23 protein-coding genes and 1 pseudogene are annotated in these 23,189 nt (G+C 74.3%); 11 read left to right on the plus strand and 13 right to left on the minus strand.

Annotated features, from left to right (window positions below):
- Window positions 1-20: 20 nt before the first annotated feature.
- Complete coding sequence (gene gnd / locus AH6_RS08160; RefSeq protein WP_067476167.1) at window positions 21-1,472, plus strand: NADP-dependent phosphogluconate dehydrogenase; 1,452 nt, start codon at window positions 21-23, stop codon at window positions 1,470-1,472.
- 21 nt (window positions 1,473-1,493) lie between these two features.
- Here the strand turns inward: gnd and mnhG are convergent, their stop codons facing one another.
- From mnhG to AH6_RS42200, 7 genes are all read right to left on the minus strand, one after another.
- Window positions 1,494-1,823, minus strand: a complete 330-nt coding sequence (gene mnhG / locus AH6_RS08165) for a monovalent cation/H(+) antiporter subunit G (RefSeq protein WP_067476170.1) — start codon at window positions 1,821-1,823, stop codon at window positions 1,494-1,496.
- A gap of 33 nt (window positions 1,824-1,856) precedes the next feature.
- Window positions 1,857-2,129 carry an MrpF/PhaF family protein gene (locus AH6_RS08170; RefSeq protein WP_067476172.1) on the minus strand — a complete coding sequence of 91 codons (273 nt, stop codon included), beginning with the start codon at window positions 2,127-2,129 and terminating at the stop codon, window positions 1,857-1,859.
- Window positions 2,126-2,698, minus strand: a complete 573-nt coding sequence (locus AH6_RS08175; protein ID WP_067476174.1) for a Na+/H+ antiporter subunit E — start codon at window positions 2,696-2,698, stop codon at window positions 2,126-2,128. The genes AH6_RS08170 and AH6_RS08175 overlap by 4 nt, the downstream gene beginning before the upstream one ends.
- Window positions 2,698-4,302 (minus strand): Na+/H+ antiporter subunit D, encoded by a 1,605-nt coding sequence (locus tag AH6_RS08180; RefSeq protein WP_067476177.1) that lies wholly within the window; start codon window positions 4,300-4,302, stop codon window positions 2,698-2,700. The genes AH6_RS08175 and AH6_RS08180 overlap by 1 nt, the downstream gene beginning before the upstream one ends.
- Window positions 4,299-4,910 (minus strand): Na(+)/H(+) antiporter subunit C, encoded by a 612-nt coding sequence (locus tag AH6_RS08185; RefSeq protein ID WP_067476182.1) that lies wholly within the window; start codon window positions 4,908-4,910, stop codon window positions 4,299-4,301. The genes AH6_RS08180 and AH6_RS08185 overlap by 4 nt, the downstream gene beginning before the upstream one ends.
- Window positions 4,907-7,786, minus strand: a complete 2,880-nt coding sequence (locus AH6_RS08190; RefSeq protein ID WP_067476190.1) for a Na+/H+ antiporter subunit A — start codon at window positions 7,784-7,786, stop codon at window positions 4,907-4,909. The genes AH6_RS08185 and AH6_RS08190 overlap by 4 nt, the downstream gene beginning before the upstream one ends.
- Before the next feature lie 104 nt (window positions 7,787-7,890).
- On the minus strand, window positions 7,891-8,058 hold the full coding sequence (locus AH6_RS42200; RefSeq protein WP_218005759.1) for a zinc-binding dehydrogenase: 168 nt from the start codon (window positions 8,056-8,058) through the stop codon (window positions 7,891-7,893).
- Window positions 8,059-8,082: 24 nt separating this feature from the next.
- Between AH6_RS42200 and AH6_RS43525 the strand changes: the two are divergent.
- The 5 genes and pseudogenes from AH6_RS43525 to AH6_RS43530 all read left to right on the plus strand — a co-directional run.
- Window positions 8,083-8,208 (plus strand): annotated as a pseudogene (locus AH6_RS43525) (AraC family transcriptional regulator); the annotation flags it as partial.
- 93 nt (window positions 8,209-8,301) lie between these two features.
- Window positions 8,302-9,504 carry a Tm-1-like ATP-binding domain-containing protein gene (locus AH6_RS08195; RefSeq protein ID WP_067476195.1) on the plus strand — a complete coding sequence of 401 codons (1,203 nt, stop codon included), beginning with the start codon at window positions 8,302-8,304 and terminating at the stop codon, window positions 9,502-9,504.
- Entirely contained in the window at window positions 9,501-10,322 is an 822-nt protein-coding gene (locus tag AH6_RS08200) for a phosphoenolpyruvate hydrolase family protein (RefSeq protein WP_067476198.1), read from the plus strand. The genes AH6_RS08195 and AH6_RS08200 overlap by 4 nt, the downstream gene beginning before the upstream one ends.
- 70 nt (window positions 10,323-10,392) lie before the next feature.
- Window positions 10,393-12,897, plus strand: coding sequence for a DEAD/DEAH box helicase (locus tag AH6_RS08205; RefSeq protein ID WP_067476201.1), 2,505 nt, complete (start codon window positions 10,393-10,395; stop codon window positions 12,895-12,897).
- A gap of 93 nt (window positions 12,898-12,990) precedes the next feature.
- On the plus strand, window positions 12,991-13,545 hold the full coding sequence (locus AH6_RS43530; RefSeq protein ID WP_157431339.1) for a hypothetical protein: 555 nt from the start codon (window positions 12,991-12,993) through the stop codon (window positions 13,543-13,545).
- A gap of 12 nt (window positions 13,546-13,557) precedes the next feature.
- Here the strand turns inward: AH6_RS43530 and AH6_RS08210 are convergent, their stop codons facing one another.
- The 5 genes from AH6_RS08210 to AH6_RS08230 form a co-directional block, all read right to left on the minus strand.
- Window positions 13,558-14,607: an NAD-dependent epimerase/dehydratase family protein gene (locus tag AH6_RS08210; protein ID WP_067476204.1), complete on the minus strand. Its 1,050-nt coding sequence runs from the start codon at window positions 14,605-14,607 to the stop codon at window positions 13,558-13,560.
- 100 nt (window positions 14,608-14,707) lie between these two features.
- Window positions 14,708-15,262, minus strand: coding sequence for a Clp protease N-terminal domain-containing protein (locus AH6_RS08215; protein WP_067476208.1), 555 nt, complete (start codon window positions 15,260-15,262; stop codon window positions 14,708-14,710).
- Window positions 15,263-15,264: 2 nt separating this feature from the next.
- Window positions 15,265-15,498 carry an RNA polymerase subunit sigma-70 gene (locus tag AH6_RS08220; protein ID WP_067476211.1) on the minus strand — a complete coding sequence of 78 codons (234 nt, stop codon included), beginning with the start codon at window positions 15,496-15,498 and terminating at the stop codon, window positions 15,265-15,267.
- A 66-nt stretch (window positions 15,499-15,564) separates the two neighbouring features.
- Window positions 15,565-16,605 (minus strand): hemolysin family protein, encoded by a 1,041-nt coding sequence (locus tag AH6_RS08225; protein ID WP_067476213.1) that lies wholly within the window; start codon window positions 16,603-16,605, stop codon window positions 15,565-15,567.
- On the minus strand, window positions 16,602-17,984 hold the full coding sequence (locus AH6_RS08230; protein WP_067476216.1) for a hemolysin family protein: 1,383 nt from the start codon (window positions 17,982-17,984) through the stop codon (window positions 16,602-16,604). The genes AH6_RS08225 and AH6_RS08230 overlap by 4 nt, the downstream gene beginning before the upstream one ends.
- A gap of 250 nt (window positions 17,985-18,234) precedes the next feature.
- Between AH6_RS08230 and AH6_RS08235 the strand changes: the two genes are divergently transcribed.
- Entirely contained in the window at window positions 18,235-18,675 is a 441-nt protein-coding gene (locus AH6_RS08235; protein WP_245679233.1) for a DUF4440 domain-containing protein, read from the plus strand.
- Window positions 18,676-18,726: 51 nt separating this feature from the next.
- On the opposite strand, the gene AH6_RS08240 is transcribed toward AH6_RS08235, so the two are convergent.
- On the minus strand, window positions 18,727-19,572 hold the full coding sequence (locus AH6_RS08240; RefSeq protein WP_067476222.1) for an EamA family transporter: 846 nt from the start codon (window positions 19,570-19,572) through the stop codon (window positions 18,727-18,729).
- Window positions 19,573-19,628: 56 nt separating this feature from the next.
- On the opposite strand from AH6_RS08240, the gene AH6_RS08245 reads away from it, so the two are divergent.
- The 4 genes from AH6_RS08245 (at window position 19,629) to AH6_RS08260 (ending at window position 23,158) form a co-directional block, all read left to right on the plus strand.
- Window positions 19,629-20,642, plus strand: coding sequence for a helix-turn-helix domain-containing protein (locus AH6_RS08245; RefSeq protein ID WP_067476228.1), 1,014 nt, complete (start codon window positions 19,629-19,631; stop codon window positions 20,640-20,642).
- A gap of 80 nt (window positions 20,643-20,722) precedes the next feature.
- Window positions 20,723-21,766, plus strand: coding sequence for a hypothetical protein (locus tag AH6_RS08250; protein ID WP_067476231.1), 1,044 nt, complete (start codon window positions 20,723-20,725; stop codon window positions 21,764-21,766).
- Window positions 21,767-21,835: 69 nt separating this feature from the next.
- Window positions 21,836-22,099, plus strand: coding sequence for a DUF4235 domain-containing protein (locus AH6_RS08255; RefSeq protein WP_067476238.1), 264 nt, complete (start codon window positions 21,836-21,838; stop codon window positions 22,097-22,099).
- A 51-nt stretch (window positions 22,100-22,150) separates the two neighbouring features.
- Window positions 22,151-23,158: a YihY/virulence factor BrkB family protein gene (locus tag AH6_RS08260; protein WP_067476241.1), complete on the plus strand. Its 1,008-nt coding sequence runs from the start codon at window positions 22,151-22,153 to the stop codon at window positions 23,156-23,158.
- Window positions 23,159-23,189: the final 31 nt, after the last annotated feature.

Raw genomic sequence — 23,189 nt, forward strand, 5'->3', positions numbered from 1 at the left:
CCCTAGGGGAGGAGACACACATGGACAAGGCGCAGGAAGGCAAGCAGGCGGGCAAGGCGCAGATCGGGGTCACGGGCCTGGCGGTCATGGGCCGCAACCTGGCCCGCAACCTCGCACGGAACGGCTACACCGTCGCCCTGCACAACCGCACCACGGCCAAGACCAAGGCGCTGGTGGAGGAGTTCGGCGACGAGGGCGACTTCGTTCCCGCCGAGACGGCCGAGGAGTTCGTCGCGGCGCTGGAGCGGCCCCGCCGCCTGGTGGTCATGGTGAAGGCGGGCGAGCCCACCGACGCGGTGATCGAGGAGTTCGCGCCGCTGCTGGAGCCCGGCGACATGATCGTGGACGGCGGCAACGCGCACTTCGCCGACACCCGGCGCCGCGAGGCGGCGCTGCGCGAGCGCGGCCTCCACTTCGTGGGCGCGGGCGTCTCCGGCGGCGAGGAGGGCGCGCTGAACGGGCCCAGCATCATGCCGGGCGGCTCGGCCGAGTCCTACGCCGCGCTCGGGCCGATGTTCGAGAAGATCGCCGCGCAGGTGGACGGCACGCCCTGCTGCGTCCACGTCGGGCCCGACGGGGCCGGGCACTTCGTCAAGATGGTGCACAACGGCATCGAGTACGCCGACATGCAGCTCATCGCCGAGTCCTACGACCTGCTGCGGCACGCCGCCGGGCTGGACCCGGCGCAGATCGCCGAGGTGTTCCGCACCTGGAACACCGGGCGGCTGGAGTCCTACCTGATCGAGATCACCGCCGAGGTGCTGGCGCACACCGACGCCGCCACCGGCGAGCCGTTCGTGGACGTGGTGCTCGACCAGGCCGAGCAGAAGGGCACCGGCCGCTGGACGGTGCAGACCGCGCTGGACCTCGGCGTACCGGTCGGCGGCATCGCCGAGGCGGTGTTCGCGCGCTCGGTCTCCGGCCACGCCGACCTGCGCGAGGCCGCCCAGGGGCTGCCCGGCCCCGCGCCCGAGCGGGTCGCGGACGCCGGGTTCGCCGACAAGGTCGAGCAGGCGCTGTACGCCTCCAAGATCGTCGCCTACGCGCAGGGCTTCCACCAGATCGCCGCGGGCAGCGCCGAGTACGGCTGGGACATCGACCTCGGCGCGATGGCCACCATCTGGCGCGGCGGCTGCATCATCCGGGCCCGCTTCCTCAACCGCATCCGCGAGGCGTACGAGGCCGACCCGGCGATGGCCACGCTGCTCACCGACGAGTACTTCGCCGACGCGCTCGCCGGAGCCCAGGACGCCTGGCGCGAGGTGACGGCGGTCGCCGCGCGGATCGGCGTGCCCACGCCCGGCTTCTCCAGCGCGCTCGCCTACTACGACTCGCTGCGCGCCAAGCGGCTTCCGGCCGCGCTGGTGCAGGGGCAGCGCGACTTCTTCGGCGCGCACACCTACCGGCGGGTGGACCGCGACGGCTCGTTCCACACGTTGTGGGGCGGCGACCGGTCGGAGGTCGAGGCGTAGCGGGCCGGGCGGGCGGGACGCTCAGTCCTTGTCGAGGGCGGCGTCCAGTTCGTCCACGTACAGCAGGTCCGGGCGGAGCAGCCCCGAGCGGTAGGCCGCCCGGCCCACGATGTGCGCGGCGACCGGCACGGTGGTGAGCTGGAGGGCCATCACCAGCACCAGCGTGGTGATCACCTCCACGGTCGGGAAGCGCACCCCGACCGCCGTCAGCACCAGCAGCAGGCCCACGGCCTGCGGCTTGGTCGTCGCGTGCATCCGGGTCAGCAGGTCGGGCAGCCGGAACAGCCCGAGGCCCGCGCTCAGCGAGGCGGCCGAGCCGACCAGCAGCAGGATCCCCAGCACCACCGTCATCGTCGCACCACCGTCATCGTCGCACCACCGTCATCACTCCTCCTCCGCGCCGTCGCGGTGCACCATGAACCGCGAGATGCCGACCGACCCGACGAACCCCACCACCGACAACACCAGCAGGATCGGCAACACCCACGGGTCGTCGTGGCCGATCGCCTCCACGCCCATCCCCGCCATGATCACCGCGACCAGCACGTCCAGCGCCAGCGCGCGGTCCAGCATCGTCGGCCCGCGCACCAGCCGGGCCAGCGTCAGCGCGGCCGCCACCCCCAGCACCAGGCCCGCGATCGTGATCACTGCGGTCACCGGTCGTCCCCCCTCCGCGCCTCGGCCAGGGCCCGGCGGTCGTCGCGGGTGCCGAAGGCGCGCACCACGCGCTCCTCCTGCGCCAGCACGTCCCGCCGGGCCCGCGCCACCGTCTCGTCGTCGTCGGCGCCCAGCACGTGCAGGAACAACGTCGCGTCGCCGCGTCGCACGTCCACCACCACCGTGCCCGGCGTGGCCGCCAGCGTGATCGCGGTGACGGTCATGATCAGGTCGGACCGGGTCCGCAACTGCACCGCCAGCACCGAGTTGACGGTGGGACGGCCCGCCCCGACCGCCTGCCAGGCCAGCGGCCCGGCGCTGTACAGCAGGTCCAGCGTGAGCCGCACGACGAACCGGACCAGGCCCACCGGGTGCAGCCGCAGCCCCGGGTCGATCGGCGGCATCGGGAACACCAGCACCAGCAGCAGCGCCAGCACCAGCCCCGACACCGCGTTGGCGATCGACGGCCGGTCCCACATCAGCACCCACAACACCGTCAGCCACAACACCAGCGGGAACTGGACGACCCGGTTCCCGACCCGCACGCTGTAGGGCGGCATCTCCGCCATCACGACCTCCCGGGCGTCATCGGCCGCACGGCCTGCACGTAGCCCTGCGGTTGGAGCAGTTCGGCGGCGGCCCGGCCGCTCAGCGCCACCAGCGGGCCACCGACCACGGTGTAGGCCAGGCTGAGCGCCACCATCGCGATCGTCGCGCCGACCATCGCGGCCGGCAGCCGCGCCGTGGGCGGCGCGGTCTCCTCCTCGCCCTCGGCGTCCTCGGACGCCGCGTCCTCGGGCACCGCGCCGTCGGGTCCCGTCCCGGCCGGACCCGCGCCGGCGGGCGCCACGCCGCCGGGGGACCGCCAGAACGCCTGGTTCCACACCTTCACCAGGGCGTAGAGGGTCAGCAGGCTGGTGACCACCCCGGCCCCCACCAGCACCAGCGCGAGCGGGCCGCCGTCGGCGAGGCCCGCCCGCAGCAGCCCCAGCTTGCCCAGGAACCCCGACATCGGCGGGATGCCGCCCAGGTTCATCGCCGGGACGAAGAACAGCACCCCGACCAGCGGCGCGGTGCGGGCCAGCCCGCCCAGCCGGTGCAGCGAGGTCCCGCCGCCGCGCCGCTCCACCAGCCCGGTCACCAGGAACAGCGCGGTCTGGATCGTGATGTGGTGCAGCACGTAGAACACCGCGGCGGTGATCGCGTCCAGCGTGCCCAGCGCCACCCCGAACACCAGGTAGCCGATATGGCTGACCAGCGTGAACGACAGCAGCCGCTTGATATCGGTCTGCACCATCGCGCCGAGCACCCCCACCAGCATGCTGAGCAGCGCCGCCACCAGCAGCAGCGTGCGCAGCCGCCCGTCGGGGAACAGCAGCGTCTCGGCGCGCAGCATGCCGTACACGCCGAGCTTGGTGAGCAGCCCGGCGAACACCGCGGTCACCGGCGCGGGCGCGGTGGGGTAGGAGTCGGGCAGCCACATCGACAGCGGGAAGACCGCCGCCTTGATGCCGAAGGCGGTCAGCAGCATCACCTCGGCGGTCAGCGCGACCCCGGACGGCAGCACCGCGATCCGCTCCGACAGCTGGGCCAGGTTGACGGTGCCGGTGGCGCCGTACAGCACCCCGATCGCGATGAGGAACAACATCGACGACAGCAGCGCCACCACGATGTAGGTGGTGCCGGCCCGCACCCGGGTGGCGGTGCCGCCCAGGGTGATCAGCACGTAGCTGGCCATCAGCATGATCTCGAAGCCGACGAACAGGTTGAACAGGTCGCCGGCCAGGAACGAGTCGGCGACCCCGGCGAGCAGCAGCAGGTAGGTCGGGTGGAACACCGACAGCGGGCCGGGCCGCTCGCGGTCGGCCATGTCCTGGCCGATCGCGTAGATCATCACGCACAGCGTGACGGCGGCCGACACCGTCAGCATCAGCGCCGACAGCCGGTCGGCGACCAGCGTGATGCCGACCGGCGCGGGCCAGCCGCCGAGCTGGGCGACCTGCGGCCCGTCCCGGTCGGCGCGCACCAGCAGCACCACCGCGATGGCGAGCACCGCCGCCAGCACGGTCACGCTGATGACGCGCTGCACCCCCGGGCGGCGCGGCCCGAGGGTGATCTTCACTCCGGCGGCCAGCAGCGGCAGCAGCACCGCCAGCGGCATCAGCTGGTTCATCGGCCCGCCCCGCCCGTGCCACTCGTGCCGCCCGGGCCGCCCGGGCTGTCCGCCCCGCCCGTGTCGTCGGTGTCGTCGGTCTCGGCGGGATCGGCCACCGCGCGCCGCTCCCGCTCGGCCCGGATCTGCGCGCGCAGCTCGGCGCGCGCCCGCCGGATCTCCCGCCGCCGCGCGCGCGACCAGTGCCGGAACTCGCGGCGCTGCTCGCGGATGCGGGCGCGCAGCTCGTCGTCGCCGCCGCTGACCCGGCGGTCCTCGACGTCGTCGCGGACCTCGTCGTCGCCGCTCAGCCGGGCCGCCCGGTAGGCGATCGACAGCAGGAACGCCGCCGAGGCCAGCGCGATGACGATCGCGGTCAGGATCATCACCTGCGGCAGCGGGTCGTTCATCGCGCGGATCCGCGACACCTTGTACAGCCCGTCGGTCAGGATGGGCGCGCCGCCGGCCGGGCCGCCGCCGGTCAGCAGCAGCAGGTTCACCCCGTTGCCGAGCATCAGCAGCCCGACCACCAGCCGCACCATGCTGCGCTCCAGCAGCAGCGTCACCCCGGCCGCCACCAGCGCGCCGCCGCCCACCGCCAGCACGACGGTGCCCGTCACCTGGCTCACGCGTCCTCCTCCGCCTGCCGGTCGATCTCCGCGCCGAGCGCGTTGAGGATGTCCAGCACCAGTCCCACCACGATCAGGTAGACCCCCACGTCGAAGACCAGCGAGGACGCCACGTGCAGGTGCCCCAGCACCAGCAGGTCCAGGTCCCAGGAGCCGCTGGCCAGCACCGAGTCCCCCCACAGCAGGCCGCCGAGCCCGGTGCCCGCCGCGATCACCAGCCCGACGCCCAGCAGCACGCCGACGCTGACCGGCGCGGCCTCGGCCAGCTCGAACGGGCCGCCGGCCAGGTAGCGGATCGCCAGCGCGAGCCCCGCCACGATGCCGCCCGCGAACCCGCCGCCGGGCGCCGAGTGCGCGGTGAACAGCAGGTACAACGACAGCAGCAGCACCGTGTGGAAGACCAGCCGCGCGACGACCTCCACGATGATGGAGCGGCGCTCGGCGGCCAGCGTCCCGCCCGCCGCGAGCCAGGCCCGCTCCCGGGGCACCCCGGCCTCCAGGCCCCCCTCAGCGTCCTGCCCGGCGGTGTCCCCGCGCCCGCCGGAGGTGTTGATGGAGTTGATGCCCTGCACCGACCACACGGCGGTCCCGGCGTCCGCCTCGCGGGCGCGGCGCGGGCCGCGCACCCGCCGCCCGGCGAACACCATGCTGGTCACGCCGATCGCGGCCAGCGCCACCACCGAGCTCTCGCCCAGGGTGTCCCAGGCGCGCATGTCCACCAGCGTGGTGGCGACGATGTTGGCGGCGTCCGCCTGCTCGGCCGCCGCCGGGAACCCCGCGCTGATGGACGGGGCGGTGCGGCTCCGGACGGCCAGCAACGTCGCCGTCGTCGCCAGCAGCCCGCTCAGCACGCCGACCGCCAGGTGGCCGGTCCGGCGGGGCCGGGGCGCCCGGGGCAGCGCCCCGGTGGGCAGCCGCCGCAGCACCAGGACGAACACCAGCAGGCTGACGGTCTCCACCAGGAACTGGGTGAGCGCCAGGTCGGGGGCGCCCTGCAACACGAACAGCGTGCCCACGCCGTACCCGGACGCCCCGGCCAGCACGACGGTCTGCGAGCGGCCGGTGGCGCGGACGGCCGCGACCGCCGCCGCGACGGTCAGCGCGACGACCATGCCCTGGGCCGGGCCGTCCCACCAGCGCGGCGCGCTCGGCGCGGGCCAGTCGCCGCCGAACGCCAGCGCGCCCGCGGTGACCGAGGCGGCGGTGATCAGGATGACCAGCAGGTAGCCGGGCAGCGACCCGCGCTGCACCGCGCCGGTGAGCTGCACCGCGAACACCGTCAGGCCGCGCATGATGCGGCGGTAGACCTCGCTCGGCTCGAACAGCACCAGCCGCCGCTGGACCTCGGTGACCACGCTCCGGGCCCCGAACAGCCCGGCGCCGAGCGCCAGCGAGATCACGCTGAGCAGGAGCGCCGCCCCGACGCCGTGCCAGGCCGACAGGTGGTAGTCGCCGGCCGGGTAGGGCCCGGCGCTGCGTCCCAGCGGCGCGTCCAGCTCCGCCACGAACAGGCCGAGCAGCACGCAGGCCGCGGCGAGCACCACCGGCGGGAAGAGGAGCAGCGGGCCGGGCCGGTGCCAGGCGGTGTCGGCGACGCCGGGCTTGCGGGCGAACGCGCCCCACAGGAAGCGCAGGCTGTAGGCGGCGGTGAACGCCGACCCGACGACCAGCACCGTCAGGACCGGCGCGTGTCCCTCGACGAACGCCTCGTAGGCGGCCTCCTTGCCCGCGAACCCCAGCGTGGCGGGGATGCCCGCCATGGACGCCGCCGCCGCGACCGCCGCCCCGCACACCACCGGGGCCCGGCGCGCCAGCCCCGACAACTCCCGCAGGTCGCGGGTGCCGGTGGCGTGGTCGACGATCCCGACCACCATGAACAGGGTGGCCTTGAACAGCGCGTGCGCCAGCAGCATGGTGACCCCGGCGAGCGCCGCCGTCCGCCAGCCCGCGCCGGTCAGCACCGTCAGGAAGCCGAGCTGGCTCACCGTCCCGTAGGCCAGCACCAGCTTCAGGTCGTGCTCGCGCAGCGCCCGCCACCCGGCCAGCAGCATGGTCGCGCCGCCGAGGCCCAGCACCAGCGGCCGCCAGACCGGCACCGCCGCGAAGGCGGGCGCGAGCCGCGCCACCAGGTAGACCCCGGCCTTCACCATGGCGGCGGCGTGCAGGAACGCGCTGACCGGCGTGGGCGCGGCCATCGCGCCCGGCAGCCACAGTCCGAACGGCATGATCGCCGACTTCGACAACGCCCCGGCCAGCACCAGCACCAGCGCCACCGAGACCGCCGTGCCCTGCGGCGGGCCGGCCACGATCGCCGAGATCCGGAACGTCCCCGCCTCCCGGCCCAGCATGATCAGCCCGACCAGCATGGCCAGCCCGCCGAAGGTGGTGACCACGATCGCCTGCGTGGCGGCCTTGCGGGCGGCGGCGCGCTCGGCGTCGAACCCGACCAGCAGGTACGACAGGACCGTGGTCAGCTCCCAGAACACGTAGAGCAGGATCAGGTCGTCGGCCAGCACCAGGCCCAGCATCGCGGCGGCGAAGGCCAGCAGCTCCCCGGCGAGCGCGCCGACGCCCCGCTGCCCCGCGCCGAAGTAGCGGGCGCAGTAGGCCACGATGAACGCGCCGACGCCGCCGACGATCAGGACCATCAGCCAGCCGAGCGCGTCGGCGCGCAGCGCGAGTTCCAGGTCCAGGTCCGGGATCCACGCCCACTCCTCGACGCGCGGCCGGTCGCCGCGCAGCCAGGGCGGCAGCGCCCACGCGGCGGCGGCGAGCGGCACCAGCGCCAGCGGCAGGAAGGCGGTCCGCCCGAACCACCGGACCAGCGCGGGGGCCGCCAGGGCGGCGGCGCAGTGCGCGGCGAGCAACAGCAGCATGGTGCCCCAGAGAGAGTGATCGACTACTCTCCGCGACGTTAGCGAGAGTGCGGCCCTCCCGTGGCGACCTGACATGCCGGGGAGGGCGTCCGCGCAGCGGGGCTTTACCCGGCGACGGTCAGCACGATCTTCCCGGCGGTGCGCCCGGACTCGCCGATCTCGTGCGCCTCGGTCGCCCGCTCCAGCGGCAGCACGGTGTCGATCTCGACGCGCAGCCGCCCCGCCTCGACCAGCGCGGCCAGTTCGCGGAGGCCCCCGCCGTCGGGCTCCACGATCGTGAACCCCGCGCGCAGCCCCTGCCGGTGGACCGGATCGCCGCCGAGGCCGGGTTCGGCACCGCCGCCTCGCTGCGCCAGCACATGGTCGCCCTGACGGGCGTGCCGCCGTCCGCCTACCGGCAGACCTTCCGCGCGGGCGTCTGACCTCGCCGTACCCCCGCGCCCGGCAAGATCGCGACCGGGACGATAATCGGAGGGACGCGCAGACGACGAGGTCCGCGGAAGGAGCGTGAGGCCATGGCGACCGTCGTGCTGGTCGGGACACTGGACACCAAGGGCGCCGAGTACGCCTGGTTGCGCGACCGCCTGCGGGCGCTCGGCAGCGAGGTGGTCCTCGTGGACGTCGGCGTGCAGGCCGACGCCGGGATGGCCGCCGACGTGTGCGCCGACCGGGTCGCGCAGGCCGCCGGGACCGACCTCGCGGCGCTGCGCGCGGCGGGCGACCGGGGCGCCGCCGTCACCGCGATGGGCGAGGGCGCCGCCGCCGTGCTGGCCGGGCTGTACACCGAGGGCCGCGTCGACGCGGTGCTGGCGGTCGGCGGCAGCGGTGGGTCCTCGATCGCCGCGCGGGCGGTGCGGGACCTGCCGGTCGGGCTGCCCAAACTGATCGTGTCCACCATGGCCTCGGGCGACGTGGCGCCCTACGTCGGGGCCAAGGACGTCACGATCACCTACAGCGTGGTGGACGTCGCGGGCGTCAACCGGGTGTCGCGGATCGTGCTGGGCAACGCGGCGGCCGCGGCCGCCGGGATGGCGCAGGCGCACGCGGCGGGGGAGGAGTCGGCCGACGACCGGCCGGTGGTCGCCGCGTCCATGTTCGGCGTGACCACCCCGGCGGTGGACGCCGCCCGCGAGCGGCTGGCCGAACTCGGCTACGAGGTCCTGGTGTTCCACGCCACCGGCGCGGGCGGCCGCGCCCTGGAGGCGCTGGTCGACAGCGGCATGGTGGCCGGGGTGCTGGACCTCACCACCACCGAGCTGGCCGACGACCTGGTCGGCGGCGTGTTGTCGGCGGGCCCGGACCGGCTGACGGCCGCCGGGCGCGCGGGCGTGCCGCAGGTCGTGGCGCCCGGCGCGCTCGACATGGTCAACTTCGGGCCGCGCGACACCGTCCCGGCCGCGTTCGAGGACCGCAACCTCTACGTGCACAACCCGACCGTCACGCTGATGCGGACCACGCCGGAGGAGATGGCCGAGCTGGGCCGCCGCCTGGCCGCCAAGCTCGCCGCCGCCACCGGCCCGACCCGGCTGTTCGTCCCGCTGCGCGGGGTGTCGGCGCTGGACGCCGAGGGCATGCCCTTCCACGATCCGGAGGCCGACGCGGCTGCCTTCGCCGAGATGGGCGAGGGCGAGCGGCTGGACCTGCACATCAACGATCCCGCGTTCGGCCGGGCCATGGCCGAGCGCCTGCACGAGATGATCACGGAGGGACGGCAGTGAACCGCCAGGACGTGCTGGAGCGGCTGCGCCGCACGGTCGCCGAGGGCAGGCCGGTCGTCGGCGCGGGCGCGGGCACCGGCCTGTCGGCCAAGTGCGCCGAGGCCGGAGGCGTGGACCTGATCATTATTTATAACTCGGGCCGCTACCGGATGGCCGGGCGCGGCTCGCTGGCGGGGCTGCTGCCCTACGGCGACGCCAACCAGATCGTGGTCGAGATGGCCGCCGAGGTCCTGCCCGTCGTGCGCGACACCCCGGTGCTGGCGGGGGTGTGCGGCACCGACCCGTTCCGGGTGATGCCGTGCTTCCTGGACCAGCTCAAGGCGATGGGCTTCGCGGGCGTGCAGAACTTCCCGACCGTGGGCCTGTACGACGGGGTGTTCCGGCAGAACCTCGAAGAGACCGGCATGGGCTACGACCTGGAGGTCGAGATGGTCCGGCTGGCCCACGAGCGCGACCTGGTCACCGCGCCCTACGTGTTCGACGAGGACCAGGCGCGCGCCATGGCCGAGGCGGGCGCGGACGTGCTGGTCCCGCACGTCGGCCTCACCACCAAGGGCAACATCGGCGCGGGCACCGCGCTCACGCTGGACGAGGCCGTCGCCCGCGTGCAGGCCATGCGGGACGCCGCGGCCGCCGTCCGCCCCGACATCATCGTGCTGTGCCACGGCGGCCCCATCGCCGAGCCCGAGGACGCCGCGCACGTCCTCGCCAACACCACGGGCGTGGTCGGTTTCTTCGGGGCGTCCTCGGTCGAGCGGCTGCCCACCGAGCGGGCCATCACCGCCCAGGTCGAGGCGTTCAAGAACCTGGAGATCTGACCGCGGTCCGGGCCGCCCCTCCGGCCCCCTTCTGGCGCATCCACCATGCGATCAAGGGCAGGATGGAGGGGTGAGCCTTATCGAGCAGCTTCCTTCCGGTGACGACGTCGGCCCCGACGCGCTCTTCGCGGCGTTCGAGACGTGGGTCTCGAGACGCGGGATCACGTTGTACCCCGCCCAGGAGGAGGCGCTCATCGAGGTGGTGTCGGGCGCGAACGTGATCCTGGCCACCCCCACCGGCTCGGGCAAGAGCCTGGTGGCGGCCGGGGCGCTGTTCGCGGCCCTAGCCAACGACCAGGTGGGTTTCTACACCGCGCCGATCAAGGCGCTGGTGTCGGAGAAGTTCTTCGACCTGGTCGAGATGTTCGGCCGTGACAACGTCGGCATGATGACCGGCGACGCCAGCGTCAACCCCGACGCTCCGATCATCTGCTGCACCGCCGAGGTGCTGGCCAACATGGCGCTGCGCGACGGCGCCGACGCCGACGTCGGCGTGGTCGTGATGGACGAGTTCCACTTCTACGCCGAGCCCGAGCGCGGCTGGGCCTGGCAGATCCCGATCCTGGAGTTGCCCCAGGCCCAGTTCCTGCTGATGTCGGCGACGCTCGGCGACGTCGAGTTCTTCCAGCAGGACCTCACCCGCCGCACCGGCCGCCCCACCGCGCTGGTCACCAACGCCGAGCGCCCGGTGCCGCTGATCTACGACTACCGGCTCACCCCGCTGCACGAGACCATCGAGGAGCTGCTCGGCGAGCGGAAGGCCCCGATCTACCTGGTGCACTTCACCCAGGCCGCCGCGATCGAGCGCGCGCAGTCGCTGATGAGCATCAACGTGTGCACCAAGGAGGAGAAGGCGCGGATCGCCGAGCTGATCGGCAACTTCCGCTTCACCACCAAGTTCGGCCGCAACCTGTCGCGGTTCGTGCGGCACGGCATCGGCGTGCACCACGCCGGGATGTTGCCCAAGTACCGGCGGCTGGTGGAGAAGCTCGCCCAGGCCGGGCTGCTGAAGGTCATCTGCGGCACCGACACCCTCGGCGTCGGCGTCAACGTGCCGATCCGCACCGTGGTGTTCACCGCGCTCAGCAAGTACGACGGGCACCGCGTGCGGCGGCTGCGCGCCCGCGAGTTCCACCAGATCGCCGGGCGCGCCGGCCGCGCCGGGTTCGACACCGTCGGGTTCGTGGTCGCGCAGGCCCCCGAGCACGTGGTGGAGAACGAGAAGGCCCTCGCCAAGGCGGGCGACGACCCCAAGAAGCGCCGCAAGGTCCAGCGCAAGAAGGCCCCTGAGGGCTTCGTCGGCTGGGACGAGGAGACCTTCCGCAAGCTCCAGACCGCCGAGCCCGAGCTGCTGCGGTCCCGCTTCCAGGTCAGCCACGCCATGCTGCTGTCGGTGATCGCCCGCCCCGGCAACGCCTTCGCGGCCATGCGGCGGCTGCTCACCGACAACCACGAGGACAAGGCCGCCCAGCGCCGCCACATCGCCCGCGCCGTCGCCATCTACCGGTCGCTGCTGGCCGGGGGCGTGGTCGAGTCGCTGGAGGTCCCCGACGAGCAGGGCCGCTACGCGCGCATCACCGTCGACCTCCAGGAGGACTTCGCGCTCAACCAGCCGCTGTCCACCTTCGCGCTGGCCGCCTTCGAGATCCTCGACCCCTCCTCGCCCTCCTACGCGCTGGACGTGCTGTCGGTCATCGAGGCGACGCTGGACGATCCGCGACAGATCCTCGCCGCCCAGCTCAACAAGGCGCGCGGCGAGGCCGTGCAGGCGATGAAGGCCGAGGGCATCGAGTACGAGGAGCGCATGGAGCTGCTCCAGGACGTCGACTACCCCAAGCCCCTCGAAGAGGAGCTGACGGCCGCCTACGAGATCTACCGGGCCGGGCACCCGTGGGTCGGCGACCACGAGCTGCGCCCCAAGACCGTCGTGCGCGACATGTACGAGCGCGCGATGACCTTCACCGAGTACACCGGCTACTACGAGCTGGCGCGCGGCGAGGGCCTGGTGCTGCGCTACCTGTCGGGCGCCTACAAGGCGCTCCAGCAGACGGTGCCCGAGTCCATCAAGAACGACGACCTGATCGACCTGATCGAGTGGCTGGGCGAGCTGGTCCGCCAGGTCGACTCCAGCCTGCTGGACGAGTGGGAGCAGCTCGCCAACCCGGTGGACGACCCCGAGGCCGTCATCGAGGAGAAGGTCACCCGGGTCACCGCCAACGCCCGCGCGTTCCGGGTGCTGGTCCGCAACGCGCTGTTCCGGCGGGTGGAGCTGGCCGCGCTGGAGCGCTACGACCTGCTCGGCGAGCTGGACCCCGACTTCGGCGCCGCCGCCTGGCGCGCGGCCATGGACGCCTACTACGACGAGCACGACGAGCTGCTGACCGGCCCCGACGCGCGCGGCCCCAAGCTGCTCCAGATCGAGGAGGTGCCCGCCGACGAGTTGTGGCGGGTCCGGCAGGTGTTCGACGACCCGGCGGGCGACCACGACTGGGGCATCAGCGCGGAAGTGGACCTGGCCGGGGCCGACCAGGAGGGCGAGGCGGTCATCCGGGTGACCGCGGTGGACCGCCTCTGATCGTCGGCCCGCGCGGGGCTTTCCAGGTATCGGACGGGCAACGGCCGCGCCGTTTCCCGTGTCCGGCTGGACGCGTACCGTGATGATCCTGGCATGCGCCCTGCCTCGCGCCATCACCGCCGAATCCCGCCGTCCGGCTACACCAGGGCCGCGCCGCAGCCTCCCGGCCCCCGGCGGCTCCCGTATCTGGCGGCGGCCCTCGGCTCGGCGGTGCTCGTCGCCGGGCTGACGCTGCCCGGCGACGCGCCGCAGCGCGGTTCCGGCGCGCTCACCCCTGGGACGGCGGCCGCCGAGACCCCGCCGCCGGTCGCGGCGCGTCCCTCATCGGTTCCTGCGACGATCGCGGGGCAACTCGCTCCGTCCCTGCTGCCCCGATCCAGGGAACGGAAGCGGGAGGCGCAGGCGGAGCGGCGGCCCGAGGCCCGTGCGGAACGGCCGTCCCGCTCGGCCCGGCCGCCTCGCGCGTCGAGCCCGTCGCGTCCGTCGCGCCCGGCCAAGCCGTCGCGCAAGCCCATCGCCCGGCCGTCCGCCGCCGCGCCGCCCGCCGCCACGGGCTGGGCAAGGAAAGAGTGCGCCCGCCGATTTCCTCGCGACGCGAAGCGCCGCGATGCGTGCACGGTGGTGCTGGCGCGGCTGGGCGGCCGCTGATCGGCGGACGGCTCAGGGGCGGCGGCCGATGCCCGTCATCAGCTCGCGCAGCCGCAGGGGCCCGCTGGTCTCCGGCGCCAGCGGCGGCGTCTCCATCCCGGCGCCCTCGCGCAGGCCCTCCAGGAACTCCCGCATCGCGCTGGTGCCGCTGCGCTCGGGCGTCCAGCCCAGCTCGTCCCGGGCCCGAGCGGTGTCCATGATCGGGGCGCGCAGCACCAGGTCGAACAGGTACGGCGAGGCCGGGACCAGGCCGAGCCGCCACGCCGCCGCCAGCGCGGCGCGCGCCCCGGCCGCCGGGACCGGCACCCGGCGCGCCCCGAACATCCCGGCCAGCTCGGCGGCGTCGATCACCGGTTCGGCCGCGACGTTGAACGCCCCGCGCGCCTCGCCGGTCACCGCCAGCCGGAACGCCTCGCCCGCGTCGGAGGAGTGCAGCGCCTGGAAGGCCAGGTCGGGGATGTCGGGGAACACCGGGATCAGGCCCGGCCGCACCAGCGACCCGGGCACCAGCGGCCCGCCGAACAGGCGGCGCTGCCCGGTGGCCGCCTCGCGCTTGAAGATGAAGCCGGGCCGCAGCCGCACCGCCCGCAGGCCGGGGTGCTCGGCCTCCACGCCGTCCAGCAGCCGTTCCACGTACGCCTTCTCGCGGCTGTAGGCGGCCTCGGGCCAGCCGTGGGTGGGCCAGGACTCGTCGCGGCGGTGCTCCTTGTCGGAGGGGGAGTAGGCGCCGACGGAGGAGGAGTAGACCAGGGCGGGGACGCCCGCGTCGACGACGGCCCGGAAGACCCGCTCGCTGCCCAGCACGTTGTTCCGCCAGGTCACCCACGGATTGCGGGTGGGCTGGAACAACCACGCCAGGTGGACGACCACGTCCGCGCCGCGGAACAGCGCGGCCAGGTCGTCGCGGGTGACGTCGGCCTTCGCCCACTCGGCCTTGTCGATGTCCAGGTCGGCCTGCCGCCGGGCCAGTCCGAGGATCGAGGTGATCCGCGGGTCGGCGGCGAGCGCCTGGACGGTGCTGGTGCCCACGTTGCCGGTGGCGCCGACGACCACGACGCGCATGGTGCCTCCTTGGGGTGCCCGCGCCCTCGCGCGGTCCGGACGGCTGCCCGGGACAGCCGTCCTACCCTCTGAGCTGGGCCTTCATGCGCGCCTGCGGCGGTCAGGCCGCCGCGGCGGTGATGCGGCGGGTGACGTCGGCGCGCAGGGCGTCGGCGTCCACGCCCAGTTCGAACAGCAGCCGCACCGACAGGAACTGCCGGTCGTGCAGCAGTCCGAGCAGCAGGTGGCCGTCGCCGATCTCCTTGCTCTTGAGCCGGATCGCGTGCTGCAGGCTCAGCTCCAGCGTCTTCTTGGCGGGGGCGGTGAACGGGACGTGCCGCCCGCCCCGGCGGAACCGGCCGGGGGACGAGTCCAGCGCGCCCTCCCCGAACCTGCTCTCGGTGGCCTCGCGGACGGCGTCCAGGTCGATGCCGAGGGTGCGCAGCGCCTCGGCGTCGAGCGGGTCGTCGCCGGACTCGTCCAGCCGGGCGACGCGGGCGCGCAGTTCGCCGGCCGCCAGCCCCTGGGCGCGCAGGGCCTGCCCGCCGGGCCCGTCGCCGCCGGCCAGCGCCAGCAGCAGGTGCTCGGTGCCGATCCGGCGGTGGCCGAGGTCGCGCGCCTCCTGCTGGGAGTCGACGACGACGGCGCGGGCCTGCTCGGTGAACCTCTCGAACATCGCTACTGCTCCTTCGACAGAAGGCGGCGTCCGCCGCCGTGCTTCTTGTGGACGGCCTGCTTGCTGACGCCGAGGCAGACCGCGATCTCCTGCCAGGACCAGCCCTGCTCGCGGGCGCTGGCCACCTGCAACGCCTCCAGCCGCTCGGCCAGCTCGCGCAGCGCGCGCACGGCCCGCAGCCCGACGGCCGGGTCCCGGCTGCTCGCCTCGCGGGCGAGCGTCACTCCATCGCTCATGCCGTCAATGTAGGTTGACAAGCGGGCCATGTCAACCTCGGTTGACGAACGTGCGGGGACGGCGGCTCAGGCCGGGGTGACCAGCGTGCCGAGCAGGTCGTCCAGGCTGATCAGGCCCGCCGTGCGGCCGTCCGCGCCGCGCACCAGCCCCAGATGGCTGTGCGCGGCGCGCATCGTCGCCACCGCCTCGGCCACCGGCAGGTCGACCGGCACGGTGGGCACCGGGTGCGCCAGCTCGCCCGCGCCCGTCCGGCGGCCCCGCGCCCGCGCCAGGTAGGCGTCGCGGACGTGCACCATGCGCGGCGGCTCGGCCAGCCGCACCGGCCCGCCGTCGGCGTCGGGGGCGCCGAGCATCAGCCGCGTCCGGCCGGTCCGCGCGGCGGTCTCCACGACCTCCTGCGGGGACGCCGACGCGGGCACCGCGATGATGGCGTCCGGCGGGATCACCAGGTCGGCGAGCGGCGCGCGCGGCGCGTCCAGCGCGGCGGTGAGGATCGACAGGTCGTTCTCCTCGATCAGCCCGAGCCGCCGCGACTCCAGCGCCAGGCTGCGCAGCTGCTCGGGCGTGCGCGACACGCTCGCCGCGTCCTTGGGCCGCACGCCCACCAGCCGCAGCAGCAGGTTGGTGACGCCGTTCAGCGCCGCCAGCAGCGGCCGCACCACCGTGGTGAAGCCCCGGAACGGCGGGGCGAGGATCGTCGCCGACCGCTCGGGCCGCGCGATCGCCCACGACTTGGGCGCCATCTCGCCGATCACCATGTGCAGGAACGTCACCAGCGCGAGCGCCAGCACGAACGCCACCGCGTGCGCGGCGCCCTCCGGCAGCCCGGCCGCGTGGAACAGCGGGGTCAGCGTCCCGGCGATCACCGGTTCGGAGACCAGGCCGAGGCCCAGCGAGCACATCGTGATGCCGAGCTGCGCGCCCGCCAGCATCAGCGACAGCTCGCGGATGCCCGCCACCGCCGACGCCGCCGCCCGCGACCCCTGCGCGGCGGCCTTCTCCAGGCGCGGCCGCTTGGCCGCCACCAGCGCGAACTCCGCCGCGACGAAGAAGCCGTTGCCCACCAGCAGCGCCAGCGTCAGGGGCGCGCCCACCGACAGGTTCATCCGGTCCCTCCGGTACGGTCCTCGCGCGCGGCGGCCCCGCCGCCGTCGCCCTCGTCGGGGTCGCGCTCCACGGCGCGCACGCGGATCAGCTCGGGCACGTGCCGGTGCACCGACAACACCTCCACCACCGCGCGGCGCGGCGGCTCGTCCATCCGGGTGGGCGCGAGGTCCACCGTCACCACGTCGCCGGGCTCGGCGATCCGGCCGAGGCGCTGGAGCAGCAGCCCGGCCACCGTCTCGTAGTCGCCCTCGGGCAGCGCGATGCCGGTCTCGTGGGCGACCTCGTCCATGCGCAGGCCCGCGTCGGTGGTCCACCACTCGCCCCGGCGGATCGCGAGGTCGTCGTCCACCTCGTTCTCGTCGGCGATCTCGCCGACCAGCTCCTCGGCCACGTCCTCCCAGCTGATCAGGCCCGCGAAGCCGCCGTACTGGTCCACCACGCACGCCAGCGGCGCGGCCGCCGCCTGGAGCTGGGCCACCACCTCCGGCAGCGGCAGCGTGGAGGGCACCATCAGCGGCGGCCGGGCGAGCGCCCGCACGGGGGTCGCGGCGATCTCGGCGGGGCTGAGCCGGATCAGCTCGTCCAGCCCCACCACGCCCAGCACGTCGTCCACCCGGTCGCCGACCACCGGGTAGCGGGTGTGGCCGTGCGCGGTGATGATCTCGTTGAGCGCGGCGGCCGGGGCGTCGGCGGAGACGGTGACCACGTCCACGCGCGGCACCATGACCTCCTCGGCGCTGCGCTCGGAGAACGACAGCGCCCGCTCCAGCAGGTCGGCGTGCGCGGCCTGGAACTCCTCGCCGGACTCGCCGATGATGTGGCCGAGCTCCTCCAGCGTCGCGCCGTGGTGCAGCTCCTCGACCGGCTCGATGCCGACCGAGCGCAGCAGCTTGTTGGCGGCGGCGTCGAACAGCCGGATCAGCGGCGCGGCGACCTTCAGGTAGACCAGGGTGGACGAGGCGAGCGCGCGGGCCAGCGGCTCGGCCCGCGCCAGCGCCAGGTTCTTGGGGAACAGCTCGCCCAGCACCATCTGGATCACCGTCGCCAGCACGAACCCGGCTGCCACCGCCACGCCGCCGACCATGCCCTTGGGCAGCCCGGCGGCGGCCAGCGGCTCCTCCAGCAGGTCGGCGAGCGCGGGCTTGGCGATGAAGCCGACCACCAGCGCGGTCACGGTGATGCCGAGCTGCGCGCCCGACAACATGAACGACAACCGCTCCATCACCCGCACGGCGCGGGCGGCCCGCCGGTCGCCCTCGCGGGCCTGCCGCTCCAGGTCGGGCCGGTCGGCGGTGACGTAGGCGAACTCCTGCGCGACGAAGTAGCCGGTGGCGGCGGTCAGCAGCAGGACGGCCAGCAGGCCGAGCGCGGCGTTCACCGGGCCCGTCCCGGGGCGTCGGGGCGGACGTCAGGGCGGACGGCAGGGCGGACGGCAGGGCGGGCGTCAGGGGACCCGTCGCGGCATCGGTCGCGGTGCCGGTCCGGGCCGGTCTCGCCGGACACGTTCCTCCTTCCGCGCGGCTCCCGCCGCGCGCGCCTGGGGATGGTGCCTACCTTCCCCATTCAAGATCCTTACTACCCTGGTCGTCCCGGCCGCCGCGCGGCCGTGAGGACCCGAGAGGACGCCCATGACGAGCAAGGGCAGTATGCCCGCCGGAACCGACGCGCTGGTGGAGACCGAGATCATCGACCAGCACCGGTTCATCGAGGAATGGCTGGGCGGGACCGTCCCGCGGTCGGCGCAGCACTACGCGGCGTTCGTCGAGCGGCACACGCCCGGCTTCGTCCTGCACGGCCCCGGCGGCGACGCCGTGCGCCGCGACGCGCTGATGGCCGACCTGGAGAAGGCCCACGGCGCGGTGCCGGGCCTCGCCATCGAGATCCGCGGGGTGCGCGTGCTGGAGGAGGCGGGCGACCTGATCGCCGCAGTGTACGAGGAGCACCAGCAGTCTCCGGCCGAGACCAGCGCCCGGCGCAGCACCGTGCTGTTCGTGCGCGACGAGGCCGCCCCCAACGGGCTGCTGTGGCGGCACCTGCACGAGACCTGGATCGCTCCCGGGACCGCCTGACGGTCGTGGCCCCCGGCGTCCGTCCCAGCGCGCGACGCTGGCTCCGCCGACTCAGTGCGCGGTGATGAGCAGGACGCCGGTGGCCACCACGCAGGCCGCCGCGATCCGCTGCGCGCCCATCTTCTCGGCGAAGAACACCGCCCCGATGATCGCGCCCGAGATCACGCCGGTCTCGCGCAGCGCCGCCACCGACGCCAGCGTCCCGCGCGTCTGCGCCCACAACACGATCCCGTACCCGGCCAGCGCGAACAGCCCACCCGCGAGGCCCAGCGCGCACTGCCGTCGGTCCAGGCCCCGCAGCAGCCCGCCGCGCCGCACCGCCCAGATCCCCAGGAACGTCAGCGGGGCCTCGATCCCGAACAGCCACACCGTGTAGGACACCGCGCCCTCGGCGGCCCGCACCCCGACGCCGTCCAGCAGCGTGTAGGCGGCGATCGAACCGCCGGTCAGCAGCGCCGCGCCGATCGCGCGCGGATTGCGGCGCGCGCCGCCGCGCACCGTCCCGGCGAACGCCAGCACGCCGAGCCCGCCGCACACCGCCGCCACGCCCGCGAACTGCACGGCGGTCAGGCGCTCGCCCAGGAACACCGCCGCGACCAGCGCCACCAGCAGTGGCGCGCTGCCCCGGGCCAGCGGGTACACCTGGTTGAAGTCGCCCAGCCGGTAGGACGTCAGCAGCAGGGCCATGTAGCCGAGGTGCACCGCCACCGAGGCGAGCAGCCACGGCCAGGCGGCGGGCGCGGGCGGGTCGGCGAACGGCAGCAGCGGCAGCACCAGCGCCGACTGCCCGAGGCCGATCAGCGCCACCGACGCCCAGCGGTCGGCGGCGCCCTTGGCGATGGCGTTCCACGTCGCGTGGAGCACCCCGGCGAAGATCACGGCGAGTGCGGCGGTCATGTCCGCCAGTCCACCCCCTCTGCCCCGATCCGGGCAGCGATTTAGGCTGGGGCTCAATGATCGAGCTGCGCCTCGGCGTGGAGGACCTCGCCGACACCCGCTTCGCCGTCTCCGCGCTCGCCGAGACGGTGCTGAGCCTGCGGGTGTGGTTGCTGCCCGGCTACTACGTGCTGCAACTGCCCTGGCTCCGGCAGGCCCGCGCCGCGCTCGGCGACCTGGACATCGGCCCGCTGCTGGCGCTGGTCGGCGCGCACCGCGCCGTCCCCGACTTCCTCACCGCCCGCCCCGCCGAGCCGGTCGCCGAGTTCGCCGCCGAGCTGGAACGCGTCCGGGCCGTGCCGCCCGCCAAGGTCGCCGCCGACGTCCGCGCCGCGCTCCAGGGGCGGCCCGTCCCGCCCGTCCTGGCCGGCGGCCTGGCCCGGCCCGCCCTGCTGCGCGACCGCCTCGCCGAACTCCTCCAGGACTACTGGAGCGTCGCGCTCGAACCGCACTGGCCCCGGATGCGCGGCGTCCTGGAGGCCGACATGCTCTACCGCGCCCAGCAGCTCACCCGGGGCGGCGCGCGGCTGCTGTTCGCCGACCTGCACCGCACCATCGGCTGGCGCGACGGGATGCTCCGGCTGGAGTTGTCCTATCCGCACCGCGAGCTGACGATCCCCGTCACCGGGCGCGGCGTGTGCCTGATGCCCGCCCTGTTCGTCAAGACGCCCGGCCTTCCGCTCGACCCCGACGAACCGCCCACCGTGCTGTACCCCGCGCGCGGCATCGCCACGGTCTGGGAGACCGCGCCGCCGCCCCCGCCCGGCGTGCTGGCCGCCCTGCTCGGCCGCCCCAAGGCGCAGATCCTGGGCTGCCTGGACCGGCCCGCCTCCACCACCGACCTGGCCCGCCGCCTCGGCGTCACGCCCGGCGCGGTCTCCCAACACCTGGCGGTGCTGCACGGCGCGGGGTTGGTCGCCAAGGCCCGCACCGGGCGGTCGGTGCTGTACGCCCGCACCGGCACCGGCGACCGGCTGCTGCGCGGCGCGCCCGGCGGGTTCGGCGGGTTCGGCGATGAGGATTCGCGCTGACTCCTGGAGCGTGCCCTTTTACCGTGATAGGCACGAGATGACCCTTGGGTTAGCGGTTTCTTGCAGCAGCGGGAGAGCCAATGACCGACAGCGGACGCCCCCGGCCCGTCTTCGACCCCTGCCTCCCGGCCGGTGACCGCGCCCTGCTGGCCGCCGCCCCCGAACTGCTGGTCGCCGCGAGCCTGCCCGCGCCCCCGCGCCCGCACGTCGGCGCCGCGACCATCGCCGCGCGGGCGGTGTGGATCCCGCTGTTCGCCCTCTTCTACGGCGTGCTGCCCGGCGGCTGGTTCCGGGTGTTCTTCCTGGCCTCGCTGGACGACGACGACCTGATGGGCGGCGTCACGCGCTGGGGGAGATTGCCGCTGCTGGCGATGTTGCTGACCCCGGCGGTGCAGGTCGTGCTGCTGCTGCTCGGCCAGGACGAGGCGGCCGCCGCGCTGGCGGCGGCGAGCTTCGCCGCGTGGGCCGCCGGAGCGGTGCGCCACCTGCGCGAACCGGCCGCCGCGCGGGCCGCCCGCGAACTGCACGGCCGCTACCTGCTGCCCGCCGACTTCGACCGCCCCGCGTCCCGGCTGCTGGGCCGCGCCCAGCGCGCCGTCGACGCGGTGCTGGGCTCCCAGTCGTACCGCGCCGGGCTGCTGGACGCCGTCGACAACGCGGTGCTGCTGCCCCGCGAGGAGTGGGCGATCGCCGGGGCGCTGGCCGAGCACACCCGGCTGCGCCGCGAGCACCGCGCCCAGCAGCCGGGACGGCTCAGCGCCGAGGTCCGCGCCCTGCTGGAACCGCAACGCCGCGCCCTGGCCCTGTCGGTCCGCTCGGTCACCGGACGGGTGGAGGCCCTGGAAGATTACGCCCGCCGGGTCCGCGACGCCGACGACGCCTACCACGAGTGGCAGGTGCTCCAGCGCGTCCCCGAGCAGAACGCCCGGCACCGCGACCTGCTGGCCGGGACCGTCCGCGACGACCTGGCCCGCGCGGAGATCCGGCGGCTGGCCGACGACGCTCAGCGCGCCGAGGAGGCGTTCCGGGGCGGCGTCGGCCACGCGCTGCGCGCGGCGGGCGATCTCGCCGTCCCCGAACCCGCCGATTCCGGACGGCCCGCGCCCACCCGAAACCCCCGATGATCAGGGGCGGAGACGCGAATCGCCGCCGTCCGGCCGTTTAAGCGCGCCCTACGGGGAACCTGCTCTGGCATGAAACTGCTCTACAAGCCGCTGTCGATCCTCATCAGCGTGGTCGCCGCCCAACTGGCGGGCATGGTGTTCAAGCAGGTCTGGAAGCGGGCCGCGGGCCAGGACGACGCGCCCGACGCCGACGACCAGAACTACTCCTGGCGCGAGGTCCTGGTCGCCGCGACCGTGCAGGGCGCCATCTTCGGCCTGGTGAAGGCGGCCGTCCAGCGGTCGGGCGCCCAGGCCGTCCGCAAGACGACCGGCCACTGGCCCGGCGACGACTGACCGACCACCCCCCCCGCGAGCACCGCCCGCCCGGCCCCCAGGGACACCGTGATGAGCAAGATCAAGAAGAAGAGCAGCCCCGAAGCCCCGACCCAGCTGTCCCCGAAATCATGGTGGGACGCGGTGAAGCGGTCGTTCGGCGAGTTCAAGGACGACTCCCTGCCCGACTGGGCGGCGGCGCTGACCTACTACGGCGTGCTGTCGATCTTCCCGGCGATGCTCGTGGTGGTGTCGCTGGTGGGCCTGGGCGGCAAGTCGTTGTCGCAGGACCTGATCACCAACGTGGGCGAGGTCGCGCCCGGCTCGGTCAAGCAGGTGCTGACCAACGCCCTCACCGAGCTCCAGCGCGGCGCGGGCGGCGCGGGCCTGGTCGCGATCATCGGTCTGCTGGCCGCTATCTGGTCGGCCTCCGGCTACGTGGGCGCGTTCATGCGCGCCTCCAACACCATCTACGACGTGCCCGAGGGGCGTCCGATCTGGAAGACGCTGCCGCTGCGCGTCGGCGTCACGCTGGTCACGCTGCTGCTGCTGGCCGTGTCCGCGGTCGCCGTGGTGGTGTCGGGCCCGATCGCGCGCCAGGTCGGCGACCTGCTCGGCTTCGGTTCGGAGGCCGTCACCGTGTGGAGCATCGCCAAGTGGCCGGTGCTGCTGCTGGTGGCCAGCTTCCTGTTCTCGCTGCTGTACTGGGCCTCGCCCAACGCCAAGCACGGCTTCAAGTGGGTCACCCCCGGCGGCGTGCTGGCGCTGCTGCTGTGGCTGGCGGCGTCGGCCGGGTTCGCGTTCTACGTGGCCAACTTCAGCTCCTACAACAAGACCTACGGCAGCCTGGCGGGCGTCATCGTCTTCCTGGTCTGGTTGTGGATCTCCAACCTGGCGATCCTGCTGGGCGCGGAGGTCAACGCCGAACTGGAACGCGGCCGCGCCATCGCCGGGGGCCTGCCCGAGGACGCCGAGCCCTACGTCGAGCCCCGCGACACCCGCGGCTTCGACGACGAGGAGAAGAAGGAGTTCGCGGTCCGCGAGGAGACCGTGACCCCCGCCGCCGACCAGCGGAAGTGACGACGCCGGAAGTGACGACGCGTCCGGCGAC

It is taken from the genome of Actinomadura hibisca NBRC 15177 (genome assembly GCF_001552635.1).
GTDB classification, from domain to species: domain Bacteria; phylum Actinomycetota; class Actinomycetes; order Streptosporangiales; family Streptosporangiaceae; genus Spirillospora; species Spirillospora hibisca.

What these genes read in the sequence shown, in the direction of transcription:
- AH6_RS08245 (WP_067476228.1), top strand. Translation starts at nt 19,629, where the DNA reads ATGATCGAGCTGCGCCTCGGCGTGGAGGACCTCGCCGACACCCGCTTC.
- AH6_RS08220 (WP_067476211.1), bottom strand. Translation starts at nt 15,498, where the DNA reads ATGAGCGATGGAGTGACGCTCGCCCGCGAGGCGAGCAGCCGGGACCCG.
- AH6_RS08175 (WP_067476174.1), bottom strand. Translation starts at nt 2,698, where the DNA reads ATGGCGGAGATGCCGCCCTACAGCGTGCGGGTCGGGAACCGGGTCGTC.
- AH6_RS08255 (WP_067476238.1), top strand. Translation starts at nt 21,836, where the DNA reads ATGAAACTGCTCTACAAGCCGCTGTCGATCCTCATCAGCGTGGTCGCC.
- mnhG (WP_067476170.1), bottom strand. Translation starts at nt 1,823, where the DNA reads ATGACGGTGGTGCTGGGGATCCTGCTGCTGGTCGGCTCGGCCGCCTCG.
- AH6_RS08180 (WP_067476177.1), bottom strand. Translation starts at nt 4,302, where the DNA reads ATGAACCAGCTGATGCCGCTGGCGGTGCTGCTGCCGCTGCTGGCCGCC.
- AH6_RS08210 (WP_067476204.1), bottom strand. Translation starts at nt 14,607, where the DNA reads ATGCGCGTCGTGGTCGTCGGCGCCACCGGCAACGTGGGCACCAGCACC.
- AH6_RS08240 (WP_067476222.1), bottom strand. Translation starts at nt 19,572, where the DNA reads ATGACCGCCGCACTCGCCGTGATCTTCGCCGGGGTGCTCCACGCGACG.
- AH6_RS08260 (WP_067476241.1), top strand. Translation starts at nt 22,151, where the DNA reads ATGAGCAAGATCAAGAAGAAGAGCAGCCCCGAAGCCCCGACCCAGCTG.
- AH6_RS08215 (WP_067476208.1), bottom strand. Translation starts at nt 15,262, where the DNA reads ATGTTCGAGAGGTTCACCGAGCAGGCCCGCGCCGTCGTCGTCGACTCC.
- AH6_RS08235 (WP_245679233.1), top strand. Translation starts at nt 18,235, where the DNA reads ATGACGAGCAAGGGCAGTATGCCCGCCGGAACCGACGCGCTGGTGGAG.
- AH6_RS08195 (WP_067476195.1), top strand. Translation starts at nt 8,302, where the DNA reads ATGGCGACCGTCGTGCTGGTCGGGACACTGGACACCAAGGGCGCCGAG.
- gnd (WP_067476167.1), top strand. Translation starts at nt 21, where the DNA reads ATGGACAAGGCGCAGGAAGGCAAGCAGGCGGGCAAGGCGCAGATCGGG.
- AH6_RS08190 (WP_067476190.1), bottom strand. Translation starts at nt 7,786, where the DNA reads ATGCTGCTGTTGCTCGCCGCGCACTGCGCCGCCGCCCTGGCGGCCCCC.
- AH6_RS08250 (WP_067476231.1), top strand. Translation starts at nt 20,723, where the DNA reads ATGACCGACAGCGGACGCCCCCGGCCCGTCTTCGACCCCTGCCTCCCG.
- AH6_RS08225 (WP_067476213.1), bottom strand. Translation starts at nt 16,605, where the DNA reads ATGAACCTGTCGGTGGGCGCGCCCCTGACGCTGGCGCTGCTGGTGGGC.
- AH6_RS43530 (WP_157431339.1), top strand. Translation starts at nt 12,991, where the DNA reads ATGCGCCCTGCCTCGCGCCATCACCGCCGAATCCCGCCGTCCGGCTAC.